The sequence below is a fragment of the Bradyrhizobium vignae genome (assembly GCF_900324035.1).
Taxonomy (GTDB): domain Bacteria; phylum Pseudomonadota; class Alphaproteobacteria; order Rhizobiales; family Xanthobacteraceae; genus Bradyrhizobium; species Bradyrhizobium vignae.
Map to the genome: position 1 here is coordinate 6,692,239 of NZ_LS398110.1, position 21,186 is coordinate 6,713,424.

General features: G+C 59.4%; 17 protein-coding genes and 5 pseudogenes. 11 read left to right on the plus strand and 11 right to left on the minus strand.

What is annotated here, in order from left to right; all coding sequences use genetic code 11:
- Positions 1 to 58: 58 nt before the first annotated feature.
- Positions 59 to 208, plus strand: a pseudogene (locus tag BRAD3257_RS32375) (IS5/IS1182 family transposase); the annotation flags it as partial.
- 126 nt (positions 209 to 334) lie between these two features.
- Positions 335 to 754, plus strand: a complete 420-nt coding sequence (locus BRAD3257_RS42370; protein ID WP_122405245.1) for a hypothetical protein — start codon at positions 335 to 337, stop codon at positions 752 to 754.
- On the opposite strand, the pseudogene BRAD3257_RS32385 reads toward BRAD3257_RS42370, so the two are convergent.
- Positions 741 to 1,010: pseudogene (locus tag BRAD3257_RS32385) on the minus strand (integrase core domain-containing protein); the annotation flags it as partial. The gene BRAD3257_RS42370 and the pseudogene BRAD3257_RS32385 overlap by 14 nt on opposite strands.
- Positions 1,011 to 1,090: 80 nt before the next feature.
- Here BRAD3257_RS32385 and BRAD3257_RS32390 point away from each other — a divergent pair.
- A complete protein-coding gene (locus tag BRAD3257_RS32390) occupies positions 1,091 to 2,113 on the plus strand; it encodes an IS110 family RNA-guided transposase (RefSeq protein ID WP_122405246.1) in 1,023 nt (340 codons plus the stop codon).
- Positions 2,114 to 2,370: 257 nt separating this feature from the next.
- Here the strand turns inward: BRAD3257_RS32390 and BRAD3257_RS32395 are convergent.
- A pseudogene (locus tag BRAD3257_RS32395) lies at positions 2,371 to 3,290 on the minus strand (IS3 family transposase); the annotation flags it as partial.
- A gap of 58 nt (positions 3,291 to 3,348) precedes the next feature.
- Here BRAD3257_RS32395 and BRAD3257_RS32400 point away from each other — a divergent pair.
- Positions 3,349 to 3,621, plus strand: a pseudogene (locus tag BRAD3257_RS32400) (transposase); the annotation flags it as partial.
- A 548-nt stretch (positions 3,622 to 4,169) separates the two neighbouring features.
- On the opposite strand, the gene BRAD3257_RS32405 reads toward BRAD3257_RS32400, so the two are convergent.
- From BRAD3257_RS32405 to BRAD3257_RS32415, 3 genes are all read right to left on the minus strand, one after another.
- Positions 4,170 to 4,661, minus strand: a complete 492-nt coding sequence (locus BRAD3257_RS32405; protein ID WP_197711516.1) for a hypothetical protein — start codon at positions 4,659 to 4,661, stop codon at positions 4,170 to 4,172.
- A gap of 80 nt (positions 4,662 to 4,741) precedes the next feature.
- Positions 4,742 to 5,635, minus strand: coding sequence for an ImmA/IrrE family metallo-endopeptidase (locus tag BRAD3257_RS32410; RefSeq protein ID WP_122405247.1), 894 nt, complete (start codon positions 5,633 to 5,635; stop codon positions 4,742 to 4,744).
- Positions 5,635 to 5,985 (minus strand): helix-turn-helix domain-containing protein, encoded by a 351-nt coding sequence (locus BRAD3257_RS32415; protein ID WP_122405248.1) that lies wholly within the window; start codon positions 5,983 to 5,985, stop codon positions 5,635 to 5,637. The genes BRAD3257_RS32410 and BRAD3257_RS32415 overlap by 1 nt, the downstream gene beginning before the upstream one ends.
- A gap of 117 nt (positions 5,986 to 6,102) precedes the next feature.
- Here BRAD3257_RS32415 and BRAD3257_RS32420 point away from each other — a divergent pair, with 117 nt between their 5' ends.
- From BRAD3257_RS32420 to BRAD3257_RS32435, 4 genes are all read left to right on the plus strand, one after another.
- Positions 6,103 to 6,843, plus strand: coding sequence for an E2/UBC family protein (locus BRAD3257_RS32420; RefSeq protein WP_160118892.1), 741 nt, complete (start codon positions 6,103 to 6,105; stop codon positions 6,841 to 6,843).
- A gap of 23 nt (positions 6,844 to 6,866) precedes the next feature.
- Positions 6,867 to 8,270 (plus strand): ThiF family adenylyltransferase, encoded by a 1,404-nt coding sequence (locus BRAD3257_RS32425; RefSeq protein WP_160118893.1) that lies wholly within the window; start codon positions 6,867 to 6,869, stop codon positions 8,268 to 8,270.
- Positions 8,271 to 9,253: 983 nt separating this feature from the next.
- The gene (locus BRAD3257_RS41830) at positions 9,254 to 9,376 is read left to right on the plus strand and encodes a hypothetical protein (protein WP_283809909.1); all 123 of its coding nucleotides are present in this window, start codon (positions 9,254 to 9,256) and stop codon (positions 9,374 to 9,376) included.
- Positions 9,377 to 10,136: 760 nt separating this feature from the next.
- Positions 10,137 to 10,874, plus strand: coding sequence for a hypothetical protein (locus BRAD3257_RS32435; protein ID WP_145987068.1), 738 nt, complete (start codon positions 10,137 to 10,139; stop codon positions 10,872 to 10,874).
- A gap of 529 nt (positions 10,875 to 11,403) precedes the next feature.
- Here the strand turns inward: BRAD3257_RS32435 and istB are convergent.
- The 3 genes and pseudogenes from istB to BRAD3257_RS32450 all read right to left on the minus strand — a co-directional run bounded on the left by istB (position 11,404) and on the right by BRAD3257_RS32450 (position 14,101).
- Positions 11,404 to 12,267 (minus strand): IS21-like element helper ATPase IstB, encoded by an 864-nt coding sequence (gene istB, locus BRAD3257_RS32440; protein ID WP_407120139.1) that lies wholly within the window; start codon positions 12,265 to 12,267, stop codon positions 11,404 to 11,406.
- A pseudogene (gene istA, locus BRAD3257_RS32445) lies at positions 12,264 to 13,513 on the minus strand (IS21 family transposase). Before istA ends, istB begins: the two are co-directional and overlap by 4 nt.
- A gap of 141 nt (positions 13,514 to 13,654) precedes the next feature.
- Positions 13,655 to 14,101: a type IV secretory system conjugative DNA transfer family protein gene (locus BRAD3257_RS32450; RefSeq protein ID WP_122405253.1), complete on the minus strand. Its 447-nt coding sequence runs from the start codon at positions 14,099 to 14,101 to the stop codon at positions 13,655 to 13,657.
- Between the two features lie 459 nt (positions 14,102 to 14,560).
- Here BRAD3257_RS32450 and BRAD3257_RS32455 point away from each other — a divergent pair, with 459 nt between their 5' ends.
- Complete coding sequence (locus BRAD3257_RS32455; RefSeq protein ID WP_122405254.1) at positions 14,561 to 15,469, plus strand: LysR family transcriptional regulator; 909 nt, start codon at positions 14,561 to 14,563, stop codon at positions 15,467 to 15,469.
- A gap of 763 nt (positions 15,470 to 16,232) precedes the next feature.
- Positions 16,233 to 16,457 carry a helix-turn-helix domain-containing protein gene (locus BRAD3257_RS32460; RefSeq protein WP_122405255.1) on the plus strand — a complete coding sequence of 75 codons (225 nt, stop codon included), beginning with the start codon at positions 16,233 to 16,235 and terminating at the stop codon, positions 16,455 to 16,457.
- A 673-nt stretch (positions 16,458 to 17,130) separates the two neighbouring features.
- Here BRAD3257_RS32460 and BRAD3257_RS32465 read toward each other — a convergent pair.
- The 3 genes from BRAD3257_RS32465 to BRAD3257_RS32470 all read right to left on the minus strand — a co-directional run bounded on the left by BRAD3257_RS32465 (position 17,131) and on the right by BRAD3257_RS32470 (position 18,366).
- Positions 17,131 to 17,490, minus strand: coding sequence for a DUF2285 domain-containing protein (locus tag BRAD3257_RS32465; RefSeq protein WP_244607783.1), 360 nt, complete (start codon positions 17,488 to 17,490; stop codon positions 17,131 to 17,133).
- Between the two features lie 187 nt (positions 17,491 to 17,677).
- Positions 17,678 to 17,917 (minus strand): transcriptional regulator domain-containing protein, encoded by a 240-nt coding sequence (locus tag BRAD3257_RS39470; RefSeq protein ID WP_145987069.1) that lies wholly within the window; start codon positions 17,915 to 17,917, stop codon positions 17,678 to 17,680.
- A gap of 170 nt (positions 17,918 to 18,087) precedes the next feature.
- Positions 18,088 to 18,366 (minus strand): DNA -binding domain-containing protein, encoded by a 279-nt coding sequence (locus tag BRAD3257_RS32470; protein WP_122405257.1) that lies wholly within the window; start codon positions 18,364 to 18,366, stop codon positions 18,088 to 18,090.
- A 1,178-nt stretch (positions 18,367 to 19,544) separates the two neighbouring features.
- Here BRAD3257_RS32470 and BRAD3257_RS32475 point away from each other — a divergent pair.
- Positions 19,545 to 19,772 (plus strand): helix-turn-helix domain-containing protein, encoded by a 228-nt coding sequence (locus BRAD3257_RS32475; protein ID WP_122405258.1) that lies wholly within the window; start codon positions 19,545 to 19,547, stop codon positions 19,770 to 19,772.
- Positions 19,773 to 21,186: the final 1,414 nt, after the last annotated feature.

Below are 21,186 nucleotides of genomic sequence, written 5' to 3' on the forward strand. Positions count from 1 at the left end.
TCTTGCGAAATCGACAGCAGTTCGCGCCCTTGGTGCGGTTACCGACCATAGATGCGCAACGCCGGATCAACAGATATCGTTGATCGATCCGGATGCCCGTTCGATGGCCACCAGCGGACGCGGATCGGGTGTCGTCGGCTACAATGTCCAGGTCGCGGTGGACACCGAACACCATCTGATTGTTACGCATGAGGTCATAAACGTCGGCAGCTGCCCGTCCGGCCAGCTGCTGCCCTATCACTACACCAACATCGAGCACGGAATGACGGCGTGACTGCAACGCCAGCCTCTTCGCAGGCCAATATCTCGTAACGACCGTGGGCAGCTTGCTCGGATGTCGAAGCAAGCCAAAGAAGTGCTCGAAGTAGACAAACTCGAGGCTGTCGCCGACCGTGGTTACTTCGACGGAAATGGCAGCAAGAAGGCAGTGAACAACCGCGATCGCAACTTCACGCATGCCAAGATGGCGAGGCGGATGGCGCAGATCGAGGAAAGCGTTGGTCGATATCTGCGTCAACTCGATAGCGCCGATCGGCAGGAGCCGTCGGAAGCGATCAGCATCAAGACGACGAGGATCAAGGAAAAGATCGCTCGGCTGAAGCAGGAGATGAGCCGCCTGGAAGTGCTCGATGCGCCTGCCCAAGCCCATGACGTCGAACGCCAAGGCGCTGCGCCGTTACTGGTCGACAGCGGCTGCCAAGGCTGCGCGATCAAGAGCCAATTGACCTTGCCCCCAAGTTTTATCCAATCCTGAGTTCGCTCCGGTCGTTGGATTTGCCCGGTTGGGCGGTGGGAGCGACGGGAGCTGGCGCGGAGCCTTCGGCATAGCGCAGCGCCAGATCCCGGCGCGGGTGACAGGTGAAGGCGAACTCGGAGGGCGTTTTCCATCCGAGCTGCGAGTGGGGTCGGGCATCGTTGTAATCGGCCCGCCAGCATCCGAGTGCGACGCGAGCCTGGGCCAGTGACGTGAACAGCGTCTCGTTCAGCAATTCATCCCGCAGCCGGCCGTTGATGGGGAAGACGGCCCCGCTCCCTCGGCGCCGGCGATATACTGGCGATGGACGAACCCGCTAACAGGAGCAATTGACCAATGGAAGCCGCGACAATTGGGTTGGACATTTCGAAGCACGTATTTCACATCCATGCAGTTGATAGGCAAGGCCAAGTGGCCGGTCGCCAACGTCTCCGGCGAGGCGAGATCGTGTCGTTCTTCTCCTCGCTCGCACCTTGCCTAGTCGGCATCGAGGCCTGCGCGACTGCTCACCACTGGGCGCGGGAGATTCGGCAGTTTGGACACGATGTGAGATTGATCCCGCCAGCCTATGTTAAACCCTACCTCCGAAGAGGAGCCAAGAATGACGCCGCTGACGCGGCCGCGATCTGCGAAGCGGTCAGTCGTCCCAATATGCGGTTCGTTCCAATCAAGAGCGCCGAGAATCAGGGCTTCTTGATGCTTCATCGTGCAAGAGGCTTGCTGGTCCGCCAACGCACCATGACAGCTTGCGCCATTCGGGCTCACTTTGCTGAGTTCGGAATCATTGTCGGGCAAGGCCGGCAACGGGTGGATGGTCTGGCGGACTTGTTGGATAACGAGGAACTGACGCTACCGGCCCACGCCCGCATCGCGCTGGCCGTCCTTGTGAGCCAACTGAAGGAATTGGGCCGGCAGGTCGAGGTCATCGAGCGCGAACTGGCTGAGATCCAGCGAGTAAATCCGATGGCGAAGTTGCTGTCCTCGATTCCCGGGATCGGTCCCATAACGGCCACAGCTCTCGCCGCGACCGTGCCGGACGCGACCATGTTCCGCTCCGGGCGGGAGTTCGCGGCCTGGCTTGGCCTGACGCCTAAGCAGAATTCCACCGGCGGGAAGGACCGGCTCGGCCGCATAACAAAGCAGGGCGATTCCTATCTCAGGCACTTGCTTGTCATCGGGGCACGCAACGTCGTTCGGTATCCAAAGGCCCGGTCCCGGGTTGGAGGCGGCTGGATCGAAGCCCTGCTTGGACGGCGTCGGCCCATGGTGGTCGCTGTCGCTGTCGCCAACAAGTTGGCACGGATCGTCTGGGCGATGATGACGACCGGGGAATTCTATCGGCCTAAGCTCGCGACCTAAATGTCGCGTATGTTGGCCACCTTATGGTGTGAGGGCAAATGACAGCATGATGGACACCGGCGGAGCTGGGGATCGAGCAAGCCCGAAGAGCTTTAAGCGCAACAAGCGCGACCCGTTGATGAGGCCTCGATCCGCGATCTCCATCAGGGCCAGCGGCCATGGCATCGGTCGCACAAACAGGCCGTATACATGAACGCACCCGACCGGTATCCAAAGTGCTGCTGAAATCCCTTGCATCCGCGGGGCCGTCTATACATGAAGCTCTCGATGAAGGCATTCTGCATGGGCTTGCCCGGCGCAATGTAGTGCCAGGCGACGCGGCTCTGATCCGCCCATGTCAGGATGGCGTTGCTGGTCAGCTCGCTGCCGTTGTCGCTGACCACCATTTTCGGCTTGCCGCGCTCGATCATCAGCCGGTCCAGTTCCCGCGCCACGCGGATGCCGGAGAGCGAGGTATCGGCCACCAGCGCCAGGCACTCGCGGGTGCAGTCATCGACCACGGTGAGGACGCGGAAGCGGCGGCCGCAGGTCAGCTGATCCGACACGAAGTCGAGCGACCAGCGCTCGTTCGGCGCCATCGGCACCGTCATCGGCGCCCTGGTCCCGATGGCGCGCTTGCGGCCGCCACGGCGGCGCACTGCAAGCTTCTCTTCCCGGTACAGCCGGAACAGCTTCTTGTGGTTGACCCTATAGCCCTCCCGCTTGAGCAGGACATGCACGCGCCGATAGCCGAAGCGGCGGCGCTCGTGCGCGATCGCCTTCATGCGCTGGCGAAGGCCGCCATCGTCCGTCCGGATCGTCTTGTATCTCACAGTCATGCGGCAGCTGCCGATGGTTTTACACGCCCGCCGTTCGCTCATCCCGTGGGCATCCATGAGATGGGCGACAGCTTTCCGCCTCCTCGCGGGCGTCACCATTTCTTTCCCAGCAAGTCCTTCAGCGCGACATTGTCGAGCATGGCATCCGCCAGCAGCCGCTTCAGCCGCGTGTTCTCATCCTCCAGCGCCTTCAGCCGCTTAGCCTCCGACACCTCCATACCGCCGAACTTCGCCCTCCATTTGTAGATGCTGGCGTCGCTGACGCCATGCTTGCGGCACAGGTCGGCAACCGAAACGCCGGCCTCGTGCTCCTTCAAAATCCCGATGATCTGCTCTTCCGAAAAGCGGCTGCGCTTCATGCTCTGGTCCTTGTCGTGGGCCAGAACGAACTTCAAACTGGATTAAGCCCGTGGGGCAAGGTCACAATGTATGCCGTCCAAGGAGCGCCGCATCGCGCGTTGGGAGCATGAGCAAGTGGTCGAGGAGGTCCAGAGACGGCTCGATTCCGATCCCGACGCCATGCGGAGGCGGCGCGAGACGGTCGAGCATCCCTTCGGCACGATCAAAACCTGGATGGGTGCAACCCACTTCCTGATGAAGCGGCTACGGAATGTCGCCGCTGAGATGGCGCTGCATGTTCTCGCCAATAACCTCACACGGGTGATGAACATCGTCGGAAACCGAGCCTGATTGCAGCCATCCGCGTCGCCTGAAGGCCGGAAAGTGCCTCCAAAAGCGCAATATCCCGTCGCGATACCCACTTTGGCCGGTCATTGGACGCTCCGACGCGAGACATCGGCCGCCTGCAACGATTGGCGATCACGGCCGCGTGCCGACTTATCCGTTTGCACACACCCAAGACCCAATCCTGAACGTGGTCGGCCGTGTTTGTGCGGCCACGGAATGCCGATTCGCGCCAACAATATCCTCGAAAGCGGCGACCACGAGATCACCTTGGGCTTTGCCAGTCGCCTCCATCGCGACAAGGAGATGCGCTTCAATTTCGCTTGGCGATGCTAATGGCAAGTGCCGAGGTCTGCCAAGCTGACGCTTCCCGCATCAACACCGAGGCAGCCCTGCAGCAAAGAACAAACTTTATGCTTACTGAATGTGTGGTGGTGTATGTCCCAACGTGAGGGCATGCTTGCGCTGGCTCGGCGTTAGCGCTTTCCAGAAAAAATGAACTTTTGTCGTGTCCATAGCGGCGAAGTCGTCCATGTATCGCTTCTTCTTTAGCGTTATGTTGAAGAACGACGGATCGTGATCGATACCATTGCTGCGTAGCCGCCAAAAGACGACAAAAGCCTGCTTTGGTGTAAGCTTCTTGTTTGCCTGATAGTAAGCAGCGCGCCAGCGAGGATCTGTGAGGATTCGGCGTGAGCCAGGCGTTGAAGCGACTTGATGCAAGATTCCAATCGCATTTTCTGGACTAGCTTGTGAAGGCGAGCTCTCGCGTCTTTTGGGCTGAGACGGCGACCATCCTCGTACACCGCGACATCGAATTGCATGATACAATGTGAGCCGACGTCAAGCGTGTGGTAGGTGAAGTCGTTCTGGATCTCAAAATGATATCGAAGCCCTTCCTGCCCGCAGAGTTGACACATTTCGTGGGGCTCTTCGTGGTCATGGGTCTGACCGGTAAAGCGCCATTCTTCAAACGCTTTGGGTAGGGTATCGGCGACCGGAAGCGGGAGGATGCTATCCCTGACCCGTTGTGTGTACGTCGCCATTATCTCCCTCTCATTCAAGTTCATCGTGCACTCAGCGAGTCAGCTCCGACGACTTGCCATCTAAAAGACAGACCGCCGCGCTACCGTCGAAATTTGGGAGTCCAGCTTTCTACGAGATCGGCCTCGTCGTCATCGGACTCGTCGCCGTTCGCTTGCGCGGTTAGAGACTCGCACGTCAACACCGTTAGGGTACGGCCGTACTGCCCAAGACCGACGACTTCCTCCGTAATGCGATAGATGCGCTCTCCCCCCATCCAGTCGTTCAATCGTCCGTCACCTGAATCCTTTTTGCCAAGGCGCACATTTTCAGACAGTGCGTTGAAGCTTTCGGTGACCGTTCCGGTGGGAACGGGAGTGCCTTTCTTGATCCACTCCAGCTTCTTACCTTCTTTCAGTCCTTCCGACATGAAACACCAGTCAATTGAAGGACCTGTGCTCACGATGACAGCAACCGCATCGCGTGTAAGTCCCGCGTACCGGATCGCCGTTGCAGTTAGCGAAGTTTCGCATGCTTTAGCGAGCGTTTCGACAGCGGTAAGGCCGGGGTCATGCCGGTTGGCCTCCTTGCGGAACGGCACCTCGGGCATCAGCAAGGCAGCGGCAAAGTAATCCGCTTCCATTTCAAACGGATCGTTCGATGTGAAGTGAGCATTGGAATAATGTGGACCGTGCGCAAGGAGTGCGTCGGCGTGGCCATCTATGCAGTAATGACCGAGTTCATGGGCGACGCAGAATTTTTGAAATCCCTTATTGGGGACGTGGGTTGCGTACATGATGCCGAAGGTGTCACCCGCTTTTACCAACATGCCCGACACGCCCTTGGCGTTATCCGGCTTCGGCTCGACCACGATGTCCTTGCGTAGGGCGATATCAATCGGGTCCACGCGCAAGCCTTCAATCTTCATTTCACGCAACACGACAGTCGCGGCGCCCTCCGCGATCATCTTTCGAGGTACGCGGGTCTTCGCGCTCATTAGTCATCCTTCTTGGTCGCGCTGGCGCGCTTGAGGAGCATGCCGACGAAGTCTTCGGCGAGCTTCATGTCTTCGTGGCTGAGGTTATGGATGTCGCGATGCAGGCGGCCGACGGTCCCATCGGCGTTGGGAGCATCCGCGCGGCCCAGCAAATAGTCGGTCGTGACATCCAGGGCGACAGCGAGCCGTTTGAGATTCTCGAAGGATGGTTTTCGGGTACCGGCCTCAAAGTGCGACACCGAGCTGGGCGGAAGTTTTGCGTTCGAAGCCAACTGACTCTGGCTTAGGCCACGCAGATCCCTGGCAGCCCTCAGTCTTTCCTTAAAGATATCAGTAGCTTCCGCATTCATGGCGAATTCGACATTCTTTTATTGACGTTCTCGCCATTTAGAGTCATCATGGCGATATCGTCAACTATGCCATGGCGGAAGCGCATGGCGCAAGTGCAAACGAAAGGAACCACATCGATGGAAAATGTGAACAACGATCAGGGTCATCCGGCCTGGGATGAAGCGGAGGCCCTGCACGATATCGAGAAAGCTATGGTCGATATCGATAAAGCCAAGGACGAGGCCCACCGCCATCCGAAGGTCATCCATTTCTCGGTGGACGGCGAAAACTACGAGACGGAAGAGCGCAGGTGGACGCCCAACGAGATCATTAAGGAGTTCTCGGGACTGGATGTCGCAACGCACTACCTGATCGAAACCGACCCCCATCATCAGGCCAACTTTCAGGGCAAGGGCGACGTTCCCTTCACATTGCACGATGGTGCGAGCTTCCAGGTCATCTCGGTCGGCCCCGCCCCGGTCTCCGACGGGACGGCAACAGGCGTGCCCTTCTTCATCGCGGGTCTGAAATCACTCGGCTTCAATCCTGCGATCGCTCCCGGCAAGGCCGAGCATGTCTACTTCGACTATGAAATTCCGGCCGGCAAATTCGCCGGACGACAGGTCCGGCTCGGCTTGGTCGTCCCCACGGACTTTCCGATGACATCGCCCGGGGGAATCCACGTGTCGCCGAAGTTTCATCCCAACCAGGGCGGAGGCGAACACCCGACAGGCGGCATTCACGACAGCGCGGAGTTTCAGAGCGCGCTCGGTGGTGAGTGGCAATACTGGTCTCGCCCCTACAAGAACTGGGGCGCCGCGAAGAAGGCGGTGGCCACCTACATGAGCCATGTCTGGAAACTCTGGGACACGCAATGACTAGGGTCGTCCGAAGCGCTGCCATGTCCGAGACGGTCGACGCGCAGGCACGACGTCACCTGCTACGCGCCGACCGTCAGGAAGATCTCTGTTTTGCGCTCTGGCACCCGAGCACGGGGCAGACGCGGACGACCGCTCTGGTCGAACGGCTCATCTTGCCGCGCGAAGGAGAGCGGAACGTCCACGGTAATGCCAGCTTCGAATCCCACTATTTCACCCGAGCCCTTTCAGAAGCCGCACAGGCAGACGCAGGCCTAGTTCTCATGCACAGCCATCCGGGCGGCTTGGCATGGCAGGGCATGAGTCCGGATGACATCAACACCGAGCAGAGTCGCGCAGCCGCCGTCTACGGCGCCACCAAGCTGCCCTTCGTAGGCCTGACGATCGCGAGCGACGGAGCCTGGAGCGCCAGGTTCTGGGAGCGCATGGCGCCGCGGCAGTACGCCAAGCGGGACTGCGCCACTGTCCGCGTGGTCGGAGAAAGGCTTCGTTCCACTTTCATGGAAGCTCTCGCGCCGGTCCCGCGCGGAACAGAAGCGCAGATTCGAACGATTTCGGCCTGGGGAAAGAAGAAGCAAGCCGATCTCGCAAGGCTCAGGGTGGGCATTGTCGGAGCAGGCAGTGTGGGCGCCTTCATCGCGGAGAGCATGGCACGCACCGGGATTGAAGATGTTACGGTGATTGATTTCGACCGGATCGAGACCAAAAATCTGGACCGCCTTCTGTACGCGACGCGGACCAACGTCGGCGAGCTAAAAGCAACAGCGTTGGCTGGCCATTTGGGCGCATGCGCAACAGGGGCGAGATTCGAAGCCCTTCCGGTGGTGGCCGCCGTTTATGAGGAAGCCGGTTTCCGTGCCGCGCTGGATTGCGACGTTCTGTTTTCATGCGTCGACCGCCCCTGGGGAAGGCACGTTCTTAATTTGATTGCCTATGCTCACCTGATTCCTGTCGTTGATGGTGGAATTGCTGTACGTACAAACCGACATGAGGAATTGGCCGCGGCCGACTGGCGTGCTCATACAGTAACGGTGGGGCATCAGTGCATGCAATGCATGGGGCAGTACGACGCAGGGCTTGTCCAGCTCGAACGTGAGGGCTATCTGGACGACCCGACCTACATCCAGGGATTGGACAAGCGCCACCCGCTAAGAGCTCGCGAGAACGTTTTCGCGTTTTCAATGGCATGCGCGAGTCTTCAGACACTTCAGATGCTTGCGATGGTTCTTGATCCCCTTGGCCGGTCGAACCCTGGTCAACAGCTCTATCATTTCGTTGGTAGCTTTATGGAGCCGAGCGAGCACGGGAAATGCGGCCCCGAGTGTTTGTTTGCCGACGTCGTTGCACTGGGGGATCACTGTGGGTTTGAGGTAACTGGCGATCCTCCAGCGAACAGAGATCCTGTCCTCGAGAAACCGCACACCTAGACGCCGAGCCTGTTCCAGCAAATCTCTCGCGCAGTCAAACGTCTTTTCATCGGTTGACGGGTAAACGAAGGACTGAGTCGTGCGCTTTGACCTTCCAACAGGTGCGGGCACGTTCGACATTCCGGAAGACTGGTGGCGCTTCGCTGAAATGGAGGCGCTTCCAGCCTAGTCCCGGAGGTCATTACCCCTATCAGCTTGGCAGCGAGGATGACGTCCAAATCGTTCCTATCGGCGATGTTGAGCGCGATCCTGGCATTCCCATTCTGAAGAAGTACAAACTGCTCCCTGTGCTCTTCGCTTTTCAATCACCTGAATGCGCACTACCGCCCATCGAGGTCTACCGCGATAGCTCAGGTGCATACCGTTTCACGGTCCATAACGGCTTCCATCGGTTCTACGGCTCAGTAGCAGCTGGATACGTGCACTTACCGGTCCTCGTCCGCGAACCGTTCGATTACTGATTCGAACGTGCCGCTTCAACTTGACCAGAAACTCATTCTGGCGTGGTCCTATTGCGTTTCAAGCCGCTCTCCCGTTGCGCCTCTAACCCCAATGCACGGCCAGGAGGACGGGGGAAACTGGCGCCGAGGCACGTCGGCGCAAGGCATCCAACCCGTATCCCTGAAGGGAGCCCTCGGCCGGACCCTGCGTTGCGCCGCCGCTGTGTCCGCGTCTCCCAAACATTCCCCGTCCGGCCGCGATTAGCGCAGCCGGCTGAAACAAACGGGAGATCGTCAAATGAAACGCAACGAAAGGAACCAGCGCTCACATGGGGTTTATCTGGTTGAGGGCGAAGGCGACAAAGCCTTCTGAACCAAGATCGGCACCGCCTGGCCCCACGATGACGGCAAGGGGTTCAACCTCCAGCTCAGCTGCCTCCCCCTGGATAGCCGCCTGGTCGTCTGCGAGCCGAAGGCCGACAAGGAGACGGGGCGATGAGCCCCTTCTTCCAGCTTCCTGGTCAAGTGCTTTGAGTATGAAGAGTGGGTGGCCGTCGAGGCGGAAAGCCGCTCACCGACAGTCTCGGCACCATGGACCACTTTGAGCTGATCCGCAGCGACTTCGGCTGGAGCGCGCGACCGCTGATCCAGGAGGTGCGCTCATGAGCGCCCTCCCATTCACGAGATCCGCAACACCGTTCTTCCCGGAGATTGCGTGAAGGTCATGGCCGCCTGGGCGATGCCAGTGTGGACTTCATCCTCACCAATCCTTGCGCACGACGATCGCGATGAGTGGCTGGAGCCGGCCGCCTGTCAGCCGAGACAAGCCCGCAGGACCGGCCCGCCAACCGGACCGACGGCAGGAAGCAACGCCGCAAAATAGAGTATCCACGGTTGGTCGACGGGAGCCGGACGGAACAATAGCGCTCGCCTACAGCGGAACGCAGGAAGTCGGACTGGCCGCCGCGAAAACGCAGAAACACATCGCGCGTCTGAAGACCCGGCCTGCCTACTACGCCGCGCATCCGCGACTCTGAAGCGGTTGGGGCAGCAGCGGCGGATCGCCGCACTCTTCACGCCCGTCAGCGGGCCGCGCAAGGCCAGTGGCTCATCACGGAGCTTGACCGGTTGTTCTTCGAGCTGCTCGGTTTGCGTGAGAACCAGCTCGTTCGCCCGACGGTTTGGTCAAACCGCTTCCGATCCTGCCGCCAGGATCTCACGCACCTTCCCGTAGCAGGTCGTTCGCGGCCGCGATGACACGGGGTCATAGCAAGTCGATGATATCTTGGACCAAAGCAACTCATCGTCGACCCGAGATTGCGAACGTCCAAGACGTTGATTTATAATCTCTGAAGATATTAGGCCCGTCCCTCTGGGAGAAGGACCACAAGCAAGTTCATCTGCGAGTTCATTGACGGAGGAGATCATGAGCCACAAGGCTTTGATGTTCGCTGTTCTGAGCTTCCTGGTCACTTTGCTACCCAGCCACGCTCTCGCAGCCGACCCAGCGAAGTACGCGATCCTAACCCAGGGCACGTCATGCTCTCTGGATATATCGGAGGTATCGATCAAGTCCTTTCGACTGCTTGCTCCCGTCAACCAGATAGACAAGCTCGCGGGCAAGGGCATCATCAACGTTCATGTCTGCGAGTGCTACCTGATGGCAGGTAATGTGCAAAAGTGCGTGCTCGACGCCATAAGGAAAGCCGAGACCCCTCAATCTCTCACTAAGGAACAGGCAGACCTGCTCGGCGGGAAGATGTTCTTGGTCCTTCCCGACAGAGACGAATTCGTCACCCTTTACCTGGCGTTGCAGTCAGAGTCGTCCGCTGCGGCTTTTGAGCTTGCCTCCCGCCTGCTCCAGCAGGCTGCCGTAGCGCCGTCGCCAGATGCCCCGCCCCCACCTGCACCACCTCCACCGCGAGAGCCCGCAAAGAATGCCGATGCCGAGGGGGCAAAGCGCCATCGAAGCTGTGAAGTCGAGCCACAGATTTGCGTGAAGCCGAAGAAGTCCGAGGCGAAGGAATCCGAATCGTCGGAAGGCCCGGATCTAGTGGCTGAATACGAATTGAAATGCGATGGGTTCCCGCCGATCATCGTTTCCACCGAAGGAAAGGCTGGCTTCAAGGTCGGCCCGCTGGAGGTCTCTGTTTCGAAGCCCTAGTTGCAGATCACAGTCGCACCGGGCTGTCGCGGAAGGGAATCGTTGGTCAATGCCGGTCAACGAATCGTACTTTTTCCACCAGCGCAATGGCGCCACGAGCGATAGCTGACGCACCGAATAGCGCAGGATGTCGCTGCGGCAGAGGATTGGGCTGCGCCCGCCGGGCAGGCGCAGCACCTCGGAAGGGTCCAGTAGCCAGCGGCCGTTCTCGGAGAGACCCATCGAATGCTGCTCGCGCATCATGTCCATGTTCGACCGCGAGGTGCCCTGCTTCTTGGCCAGCGACGTTGCTCGGCCGATGATCTCCGAAACGAACCTCCGCCGGCTCAAGGTGGGCAACATTGAAGAACACCTTGCAGGTCGCGTTCGCGAGGAACGAACCTGACCGTCGGTACAGCTCGCGCAGCTGGCTCGGTCCAGGGAGACGAGAAGGGGATACAATACGCGCGCAGGTACCCTACTGTGTCAACGGCGCACGGAATCTCCTCAGAAGTGGCGCCGCAAAATTCCCCAGTTGGCGGGATGGCGATCAGCCGTCGACGTGATCAGCACCTCCGTCTTTTGGTGGACGGCCCCGCCGTTTCAGGGTCGGGGGAATGGGGTTCGCGGTTGCCTGCGTTTTGTGTCGGATCGTCTCGGGGACGAGATCAGCATGTTCGCGTAGGCGATAGCTCGAGCCCTCGATTTGGATGACGACGGCGTGGTGAAGCAGGCGATCGAGCAGCGCGGTAGCGACGACGGAATCGCCGAAGATCTCTCCCCACTCGGCGAAGCCGCGGTTCGAGGTTAGGATCATAGCGCCTTTTTCATATCGGGCGTTGACGAGCTGGAAGAACAAGTTGCCGCCACCGGGGGTGACCGGGAGGTAGCCGATTTCATCGACGATGAGCAGCGCGAACCGGCAGTAGTAGCGGATCCGCTCGCGCAGAGCGCCGTCACGTTCGGCCTTGGCGAGCGAGGCGACGATATCGGCGAGGGAGCTGAAGTAGACGCTGCGCCCTGCCTTAACGGCCTCCACGCCGAGAGCGAGGCTCAAATGGGTCTTGCCGGTTCCTGGTGGCCCAATGAGATGGACCGCCTCGGCCCGATTAATGAACTGCAATCCGGCGAGCGCCAGGACGCGGTTTTTGTCGAGCGACGGTTGGAAGGCGAAGTCGAAGCCGGCGAGCGTCTTGATGGCCGACAACTTGGCCATTTGAACCGCCATTTTGATGCGACGGTTCTCGCGCATCGTGAGTTCTTCGGTGAGCAAGGCATCGATGGCGTCGAGGGCGCTAATTTCGCCGCGTTCGAGGCCGCGCAGGGTGACATCGAGGATTTCCAGGGCGCGCGGCATCTTCAGACTGACCAGGTTGGTCTTGACGCGCTCGATGACGGAGGAAGCACTCATCATACCTGGGCTGCCAGGCGGCGGCCGACGGCCGCGTAGAAGTCAAGCGAGCGACGAACGGCGTGGTCACCGGCGCGCGTGAGGGTGACGGGTTCTGCACTGCCTGGACGGCGTCGGCCGAAGCTGGCGAGCTTGCGATGTGCCGGATCGAGCCGCTTCTGGCCCCGACCTTCGAGCGGGGCATGACTTGCCACCAGCACGCTGCCCTCGAAGATGCGGATTTCGTCGGCGAGGACGTGGACGTCGAAGACCCGCCGCCGCCTCGTATCAGGCACGCTGTACAGATTGCCGCCGACGCTCACCATGCCTTCGTGCGAGGCCCGTCGCTCCAGATGCAACACCGCCCGGTAGGGCGCGCTCGGCAAGGCTTGCAGTGCCGCCTTTTCCTCGGCGAAGGCCTCATTGACGACCCGATGGGTCGTGGCATGCACCCGCGGATTGGCGACGGTATCCAGCCAATGGCGGAGCTGGCCGTTGAGGTCGTCCAGATTGCGGAAGACCCCGCCGAGGAAGAAGTCCTCGCGGATGTAGCGGAATGGCCGCTCGACCTTGCCTTTTGTCTTGGGCCGATAAGGCCGGCAAGCGCGCGGCTGGAAGCCATAATGGCGAGCGGGATCAGCGCGCGGTTGTAGACCACGAGCCCCTCGGCGTCCTGGCCAAGGACAGCGGTCTTCATGCGGTCGTAGAGGATCTCGCGCGGAGCGCCGCCGATCGCTTCCAGAGCGGCGATATGGCAGCGAAGCACTGTTTGCAGGTCCTGATGGACAACGAACCGCGCCCAGATCAGTCGTGAGTAGCCGAGCACCATCGAGAACAGCCAGACGATGCGCTTGACTCCTGGCTCATCGACAAACTGGACCTCGAACCTGGCGAAGTCGACTTGCGCCTGCTCACCTGCTGGAGTTTCAAAACGCACTTCGAAGGCTGCCGGCTGGGCAGGCCGCAGCTCGCGCACGCGATCGCGTACGATGCTGTAGCCGCCGACGAAGCCGCGTTCCTTGAGCTCACGCCACAGCCGCACGGCGGTGAGCGCAGGATAGGCAGCCAGCCGCTCACGCAAATAAGCTTCGAAGTGGTCGACAATTCCGGGCCGCACCGCTCGCTTTTTGTAGACCGGCGGCTCCAATCCTTTGGCGATGTAGGCCCTGACTGTCTTTCGATCGACACCAAGTTGCCGGGCGATAGCGCTGACCGACAGACCTTGACGATGCAAATCCAGGATCATGACAAGTTCCCCAAGTTTGAGCACCGCGCCCTCCCTTCCGCCTGCAGGAGGAACGTCGGCGATTCGACGCGACGGCCGACCGGCCAGGGCATGCCCTGGCCGGTCGGCCGTCGCGAAAACTGGGGAATTTTCAAATGCCATAAGTGGGGAGAATTACTCCGCCACTCACACTACTCCGCGCTCGAGCGGCTCAAGGCTGCCCAAGGCAGCCGCCTCATCGAGCAGCAGGAGTACCTCGTGTTTGGGGCGCGGCAGGTGCTTGCCGCGCGTCAACGCGTCAATGACGCACCCCACCATGACGCGCAGGAAGCCGGCGTCAACCGTGAGTTGCTCCTCGTCGACCATCAGGTAGATCGTGGAGACTTCGCTCACCAGCTCGGCGAGCTGGAAGGTGGAGGTGGTGCTGATCTCGCCGGCTGGGCTAGCGGAGGACCAGAGGCGGGTGGCCTTCTCTGCGCTGGACAGCATGCTGCGGTATTCCTCGCTGCCTTCCATGGCGAGGAAACTGCCAGCCAGTTCTCGGGCCGCGGGCGCGCCCTCGCTGGCGATGGTGCGTAGCAGCTCCCTGAGGCTCTCCGGCGGTCGCGTCGAGAGCGTACGCAATTGCACCATGGGTGCGCAGGTGCAGCTCAAGCCGCACCACGTGCAGGATGAGGCAGGTCAGCAGGCCTTCGGCCTTGAATTCCATGAAGTCAAGGCTGCTGAAGCTCGCTTGCTTTGAACGCTGCGCGTGGTCCACCCTAGCGAGCGAGATCTTGCCACGAATTCAGCCGCTTGATCTGGGCCCGGCGCTGTCCTGAGCCTGCGGACATTCCAAGTAGAAGACCTTTCATCGAGAAGAACGTGGCTGCTCGACCATCGCCAGGCAATTGCGTGCCATTCGCGGCGCTTAAATTCATGAAGTCGCAAACTGGACCGTACGCATCGTACTAAAGGCCGCCGATTTTGCGCTCAAATGTCGTTGATAAGCAGTACTCCGACAACGTACATCGAATAATGTGATGAAGCATCACTTGTGACAACGGCCTGCCGCGTCACTGGCGGACATTCAAGACTCTACCGGAGCAGAAGATGCCTGCCGAGCACGATGACGTGCCCCTCAATGCAATCAGAGTGTTCGTGACCATCGCGCGAGAAGGAAGCGTAACACGCGCAGCTCGCACGTTGGGAACGACACAGAGCTCGGTCAGCCGCTATCTGTCGGTGTTGCAGGATTACTTTGGCACAGACCTCGTGGAACGGAAAGGCCGGCGCAGCGAACTGACGGAATTCGGACGGCTGTTTGTCAACACCGTAGCCGAACCGCTTGATACGGTGTGTTTTACCGCCAAGAGGATGCGGCGCCGGAATCGAGCGGACGCCAATCGGATCGTGGTCCGCACGTCGCTTTCCACTTTCGCGTACTCCTTTCTGATTCCGAATCTCCAGGCGTTCTCTGCCGAGATGGGCGGCGTAATCGTCGACGTGATCAGTTCATTGTCGCCGCCGACGTCCTCCGACGATTTCGATATCTTGATTACTCGTGATCTTTCGGTCATTGAACCGGCCGATGATTGGGAGATTTACAATGAGACACTTGTATGTGTCGGATCTCCAAATCATGTAGCGGGAAAAACACTCTCGATTGTTCGCTCGATGCCGGTTCTCAACATCACATCCCGGCCCGACGTATTGCCGACCTGGCTGAGGGCGATGAACTTGGCCACGAAGGACATAAAGTCGGGGGCGCGATATGATCACAATTATCTTGCCCTGCCGGCCGTCATAACGGGAAAATGCCTGTTGGTGGCGCCTGAAATCATCGTCAGCGATCTGGTGCGCGGGGGTATCCTGAACGTGATACCAGGATCGCGAACTCCCAGCGGCATGCAGTATCGGGCCTATGCGGTCGACCGCAGCGAAAATCCCGAAATCGCTCGCGCCTTTTGCCGATGGGTAGCACGGCTCTGTAAGAAGGCCGCAATCCCGGAGACGGCCTGATATCGTTTGGACTGTCGGAACTTGGTCATCGGATCAAGTGTAGGCCCCGGTAGCCCAAACGACAGCGACAGCTCTTCCAAGGCTAAAACCGAAATAGCACAAGGCTGGTGGCACTACTCGCGTGCGAGTAAATACATCTTCTCCGCCGCACCGCTGCTAACCTCATTCGGGGCATCTTCAAAGCGACCCGATCGTTGCGGCCTCCACAACATTTCCTGCCAGAATGTCGATTGTCGACCGCCATCGAATGTCCTTGGCCGAGAAGCTTTCTACCGGCATGCGTCCGCTTCTTGCTCGTTCGGCGGGATCGAGCCAGTGGAGAGGTAAGCGCCTGCCCAGTTCGGAAGCCGTGTTCTCACCTACGAGCTTCGGCTTTGGTATCTCGCGGGACGGCGAAGCACGCCGCGGCAGCTTTGGCCGGTCATCCCACTTTTTGGAGTGTGTTGAATGATCATCTGCGCTTCGCGATCGCGCTTGCCCGCGATCTGGATCGATATGCAGTACCAACCGAGCAACTTTCGCCCAGTCGGCGCCCGCGCGCCGGCATCAAGCATGCGCCACCGTTATCGGATGCTTCTCGTCAGGAGCGGAGAGCATTGGGTATCACCCGGACCAAAACGAGCAATGAGAAGGTCGCGGGGCGTTCCCAGCATGCTCTTTCGAATGCGCAATCGAAGTAGTTTTCGTTCATAACGCGCATGCGACGTCACTTTGTCTAGTATATCGAGGTGCAGTATACCGAGCAACCGGCATCCTCTCCCGCATGGACTTGCGGGAGACATTCGCCACCAATTTACGCCGTCTGCGCAATGCCAGGAGATGGTCGCAGGACGAGCTTGCCTTGGAAGCAAAGATAAGCCGGAGCTATCTGAGCCAGCTTGAAAAAGGCGCGTACTACGTCAGCATAAAGATTATAGGCCGCCTTGCTGACAAGCTCGACGTCGAGCCGGCTGAATTCCTGAAGCGGCCCACAAAGAGAGGTCGCTAGATAGACCCAGCCCGACACATGTCGTACTCTCAATCCATTTTTTGGTCTCTCCCTCGCCTTTGCTGGTCTAGGTCTATCCATCATAATGGGCGTTGCCGAGAACGCGGGCTCAAGCGGGAACGCGTCGATGTTGTGGAGATGGTCGCAACAACCTTGATGGCGGTATCAGAAACGACCGCGGGTGGGGACGACACTAGCATCTCCTGAGCCATCGTTTCGCAGGGATCGCGTTGACTTGAAGCCAGTCGCGAAAGGAGCAAAGAGCGGCAGACGAGCTCGCCAGGTCAGCATCTTGGAAATTGAGCGCTATCCGGAAGACGAGGGAGCACGCTTTCCGGCGCGCTCCGTGTCGTACGGCTCGATCTCGGCGTGGTACGAACTGGAAAAACACGAGTGCCGCATCGAAAACCACCGCGATTGGTCCGGGCGCCAGCTAAAGCCAAAGAGCGCGACCGTGATATCGGCCGACCGATGCGTGGTTCGGCTATTGCTGTCAGAAGGAGCCGCGATCTGTGCATCGACAGGTTCGCTAGACAGCGCCGTAGCCTTGGTTGTCGGATGAACGCGCAATGTATTTGCGGACCCGTTCAGGCCGGCCGGAGCAGCACAGGAGGCTCGGGCCGTGAATTGCGCTTAAGCACAACACAAGTCGGGCAGCCGGCCCGTCAAGAGCTCAGGAGGTATCCTCGTTGTCTTTGCGTTTGTGACGCAGCAAGTCGCGATAACCGCCCCGCATGAGAAGCAGCCCCTTCTGAACCAGACGGATGGTCCGGCGGCGCAGATCGTGTGTTTTCCAGCCTCGATCCGGAATGCGAGCTTTGCCGAACAGGCCTTCCGCGATTTTGCGATAGCTATTCCCTTCCAGCCACCCATCCAGCGCACGCAGAGCGAGGACGAGGCGAAGACGGGCTTGGGGCGGTAGAGCAAGAGGAGGCGGTCCGAGAGGGTGCTGCTCGAGCGCCCGCCAAAATCGATGTGCTGCCTGCAAGCGGAAGTCGAAGTCGCGGTCGAGCGGTAGGTCGACCGTAGCCAATGAGCCGCTCGACGGAAGCTCCTTTAACCAAAGGCGAGGCTGCACTCCTCCGAGCGGCACGATGCCATGCCATCCATCTGGCGCATGCCGAAGGTTCCCGCCTGCCAGTTTGGCGAAATCAAGCTCATATGATTCGGAGTTCGTCGAGCAGATGGCCGGGCGAACGGCTAGCACGCTCGACAGCGTCTCAGGCGCCCAGAAAACGGCTTGTTTGTCGAACGCCTTTTTCGGATCGGCTGCAAAACGTCAGCCCCCACTTTCGTCGAAAGTCATCGCTCGCGGCGCTGGAAAGTTCGCTACCCGCCAGAGCCGTGAAGGCCTTTTGATACTCGCCGTCGCGGCGAAGCCACTCCCAGGCGATGTCGGCAGCTTCTGCTTGTCTGACCTCACCGTACGCGCTTTCTGATCTCCAATCGGCACCCGGCATCACTCTCATTTCCCCCGCATGTTCTCGATGCGCACGCAAGAGAATTGCAGCCCGACAATTGTGACGGTTTCTGGTCGTGCGCGTGCAGGTCTCCCCTACTCAGGCGCTTTCGCGATGGAATGATCTGCTGGTGCGATGGGAAAGAAGGTCGCGTCGGTTTCGCGCCCCCTTCACTCTTCGCTTTTCGGCCACCCCCCGCGCAAGAGATCACGATAGCCGAGACGCGCAGCCCACTTGGCGCGAGCCAGATGACTTTCGAACGCACGGCGTGCGCGATCCGGCTCAAGGGTCGGATCGAAGCCCAGAACAATGCGCGCGACTTCGCGCCAATCAGCGTTGTCAGCTTCGGCATCGAGAAGGCGCATATAAGTAACGGCGTGCTGCTCGTCGTACGACGTGAGCTCGGGAGCACTCGGCGCCAAATCTGCAATCTTGGAATCGGGCTGCACGCCTGGATCTCCTACCAAACCGAAAAACGTCGATAAATCCGCGCGATGGTAGCTGTATTCATGGCATCTTGACACCAGCCCGATTGTCGCGGCTTGCGGAAACCTTTCCTGCAGATCGTCGATCGGAGGCTGCTATCGGACATCCTGGTGGTCCCGACCCGCCGTTTGTTTCGATTACGATGGCTCCGTTTGGGCCAGTGTAAGCGCCGGCTCCCTTGTTGCCGACCAGCTGGCATCGACCCGTGGGGGTTTGGCGGAAGAACCCGTTGCGTGCTCGCTGGCCGACGATTTGGCTGCTCGGTCCAGCCGGCCGGTAAGAACTTCGTTCCCGGTTTTGAACGCCACATGACCAAATTTTGCTATTTGGCCGCGCGACCGCCACGAAAGCCGCAGCAACCTCGGTTGTCCTTCCATCTGGCGCCCACCAAACGGCTAGCGGCCGTTCGCGAGCACGCACGGGCCCGCGCTGGACCGATATGCAGCACGGTCCGAGCAACCTTTTCCCGGCCGACGCCGGCGGTTTCCCGATCGAGAAGCCGGCAATACGTCAGGGGTTCATCATGGACCATGGGCATCGAATTAACCGGAACAGCATCAATGACGAGAGGATCGAGTGGTGGTCTGCATGATCTTGCGAACGGACGGGAAACTGACGGGGGGTTTCCGTCCATAACGTGCACGAGAGGCACTTTGTGAAGTATATCGAGGTGCGGTATATCGAGCAAGCGTCATCCTTTCCCGCATGGATTTGTGGGAGACATTCGCCACCAATTTGCGCCGTCTGCGCAATGTGAGGGGGTGGTCCAAGACGAGCTTGCCTACGAAGCCAGGATCAGCCGGAGCGCTATCTGAGCAAGCTCGAAAAGGGGCGCGTACTACGTCAGCATCAAAATCATAGGTCGCCTTGCCGACAAGCTCGACGTTGAGCCTGCTGAGCTCCTGAAACGGTCCTTCAAAAAAGAGGGCGCTAAGCTAGACCAATTCCAATACAGGTCTTGCTCTCAATCCATTTCCTCTGGCTACGTAACCCTTCAATGCTGGTTTAGGAGGTGATTTCCGCCGGATGATCTTGCGCACCTGCAGCAGATTGAGCAGTTTCGGTTCTCAATGCGCATGAGATGACGTTTTGTGAAGTATATCGAGGTGCAGTATGTCGAACAAGCGGCTTCCTGTCCCGCATGGATTTGCGGGAGACATTCGCCACTAATTTGCGCCGTCTGCGCAACGCGAGGAGATGGTCGCAAGACGAACTTGCTTTCGAGGCCGAGATCAGCAGGAGCTATTTGAGCAAGCTTGAAAAGGGTACGTACTACGTCAGCATCAAAATCATAGGTCGCCTTGCCGACACGCTCGACGTTAAGCCTGCTGAGTTCCTGAAACGGCCCGCAAAGACAGCCGCCAGGTAGCCACATCCCAATACGCGTCTTACTCTCAATCCATTTCTTCTCGATCGAATGTTCTTCTCGATCGAATGGCTCTACAGCTCGCGAAGTGCAACGTTGTGATTGCCCGATCACAACGTCTGTCAAGCTCAAGGCGCCACTAGGGAGCGTTTGCGCCAGACACGATACCGTTGGTCGCCAGTTGATGAGGAATCTTGTTGCCATCATTGGCGCGTTCTCAACCTTATCAGGTTCCAGCGAATGGCCTGTATCCGACGTACAGAACTCGCGCGTCAAATTCGTCCGAACCGTGCGAACGATCTGCTTTCTCCGGTCGGTATTGTCCCACGCCTGGTTCAATCCTGAACTGATAGTCAATGAGCACTACAGCGAGTCTGTACCGCAATAGCGCACGGGCATTTCCCCTTGCCATGCGGCCCTGTCGGCGAGATCTTGAAAGCCGCGCGTCAGAATCTGGATCCGCAGCGGGACCTCGCCCGCTGCGCGATAAGGCAGCAAGTGTCTTCGTCCGCCGGGCTGCCGTCCGACGAGCTGAGATTTCGATGAACTGCAGCAAGGCGCGCGCTGTGCCGGTTGCGGTATGCGGCGAGGATGCACCATGAGGATCGGCGAGGTGACGCGTTCAGGTCAAAGACAGTGGTCGGATTTCCGAGACGCCGTGTCCGCGAGATACCCTACATTAAAAGGCGAACGTCGTCGGGCTGGTCACAGGCCGGAAAATAATGAGAGCGCGTCCCCAGAACTTCACTACTGCCCCGCACCATCTGGGCCATCGCGGGTTTAATCAGAAGCATCGCGAGGCGAATTCGGTAAATCGAGAGCGACGTGGAGATCGGCTTAGTGTTCGCTCGAACTCGTATTCACGAGGTAGATACTCGGAGCGTTTACGCCATCGTTCTTCAACTGGTGCCGCAGCTCGGCATGCGTGACGTCCGGCGTCGCCGCCACAGCTTTCCAGAATTAACTGGCACTTCGCCCGATGCTCCACGACTTGCGGTCTCTTCCTTGCTGTTTGGGAGACGGTGTCGCCAGCCTCCTTCGGTCGGCCCCGCCGGCGGATTGCGCTGATGCCGAAGCTGCACCGCGGCCGGTCGACGCGACAGACCGCCATAGAGCGGGCGAATACTCTTTGGCGGAGATCAACGGAACGTGCCCCGGCCATGCATGCCCGGACCCATTCGCCCCGAAGCTCGAATTTGATTCGAGCCGTCCTGGGAGTCGCAGTGGATTCATTCAGATCGAACAATGGTCTCGCAGCTAGCAAACCCCGACGCTAAAGGTGACATTCGCGACCATACGGACCTGTGCTCTGCATCCGAGGCCAGGCAGACAAATGGCAGCATCCCTCTTCAAAACCGCTGGCACTGGCGAAGCGCCCGAAGATGAGGATGTAGGTTGGACATTGGTACCTTTCGGA

Excerpts from the sequence above, each read along its gene's own strand:
- BRAD3257_RS42370 (WP_122405245.1), top strand. The coding sequence starts at position 335 with ATGTCGAAGCAAGCCAAAGAAGTGCTCGAAGTAGACAAACTCGAGGCT.
- BRAD3257_RS32390 (WP_122405246.1), top strand. The coding sequence starts at position 1,091 with ATGGAAGCCGCGACAATTGGGTTGGACATTTCGAAGCACGTATTTCAC.
- BRAD3257_RS32405 (WP_197711516.1), bottom strand. The coding sequence starts at position 4,661 with ATGGCGACGTACACACAACGGGTCAGGGATAGCATCCTCCCGCTTCCG.
- BRAD3257_RS32410 (WP_122405247.1), bottom strand. The coding sequence starts at position 5,635 with ATGAGCGCGAAGACCCGCGTACCTCGAAAGATGATCGCGGAGGGCGCC.
- BRAD3257_RS32415 (WP_122405248.1), bottom strand. The coding sequence starts at position 5,985 with ATGAATGCGGAAGCTACTGATATCTTTAAGGAAAGACTGAGGGCTGCC.
- BRAD3257_RS32420 (WP_160118892.1), top strand. The coding sequence starts at position 6,103 with ATGGAAAATGTGAACAACGATCAGGGTCATCCGGCCTGGGATGAAGCG.
- BRAD3257_RS32425 (WP_160118893.1), top strand. The coding sequence starts at position 6,867 with ATGTCCGAGACGGTCGACGCGCAGGCACGACGTCACCTGCTACGCGCC.
- BRAD3257_RS32435 (WP_145987068.1), top strand. The coding sequence starts at position 10,137 with ATGAGCCACAAGGCTTTGATGTTCGCTGTTCTGAGCTTCCTGGTCACT.
- istB (WP_407120139.1), bottom strand. The coding sequence starts at position 12,267 with ATGATGAGTGCTTCCTCCGTCATCGAGCGCGTCAAGACCAACCTGGTC.
- BRAD3257_RS32450 (WP_122405253.1), bottom strand. The coding sequence starts at position 14,101 with ATGGTGCAATTGCGTACGCTCTCGACGCGACCGCCGGAGAGCCTCAGG.
- BRAD3257_RS32455 (WP_122405254.1), top strand. The coding sequence starts at position 14,561 with ATGCCTGCCGAGCACGATGACGTGCCCCTCAATGCAATCAGAGTGTTC.
- BRAD3257_RS32460 (WP_122405255.1), top strand. The coding sequence starts at position 16,233 with ATGGACTTGCGGGAGACATTCGCCACCAATTTACGCCGTCTGCGCAAT.
- BRAD3257_RS39470 (WP_145987069.1), bottom strand. The coding sequence starts at position 17,917 with ATGCCGGGTGCCGATTGGAGATCAGAAAGCGCGTACGGTGAGGTCAGA.
- BRAD3257_RS32475 (WP_122405258.1), top strand. The coding sequence starts at position 19,545 with ATGGATTTGCGGGAGACATTCGCCACTAATTTGCGCCGTCTGCGCAAC.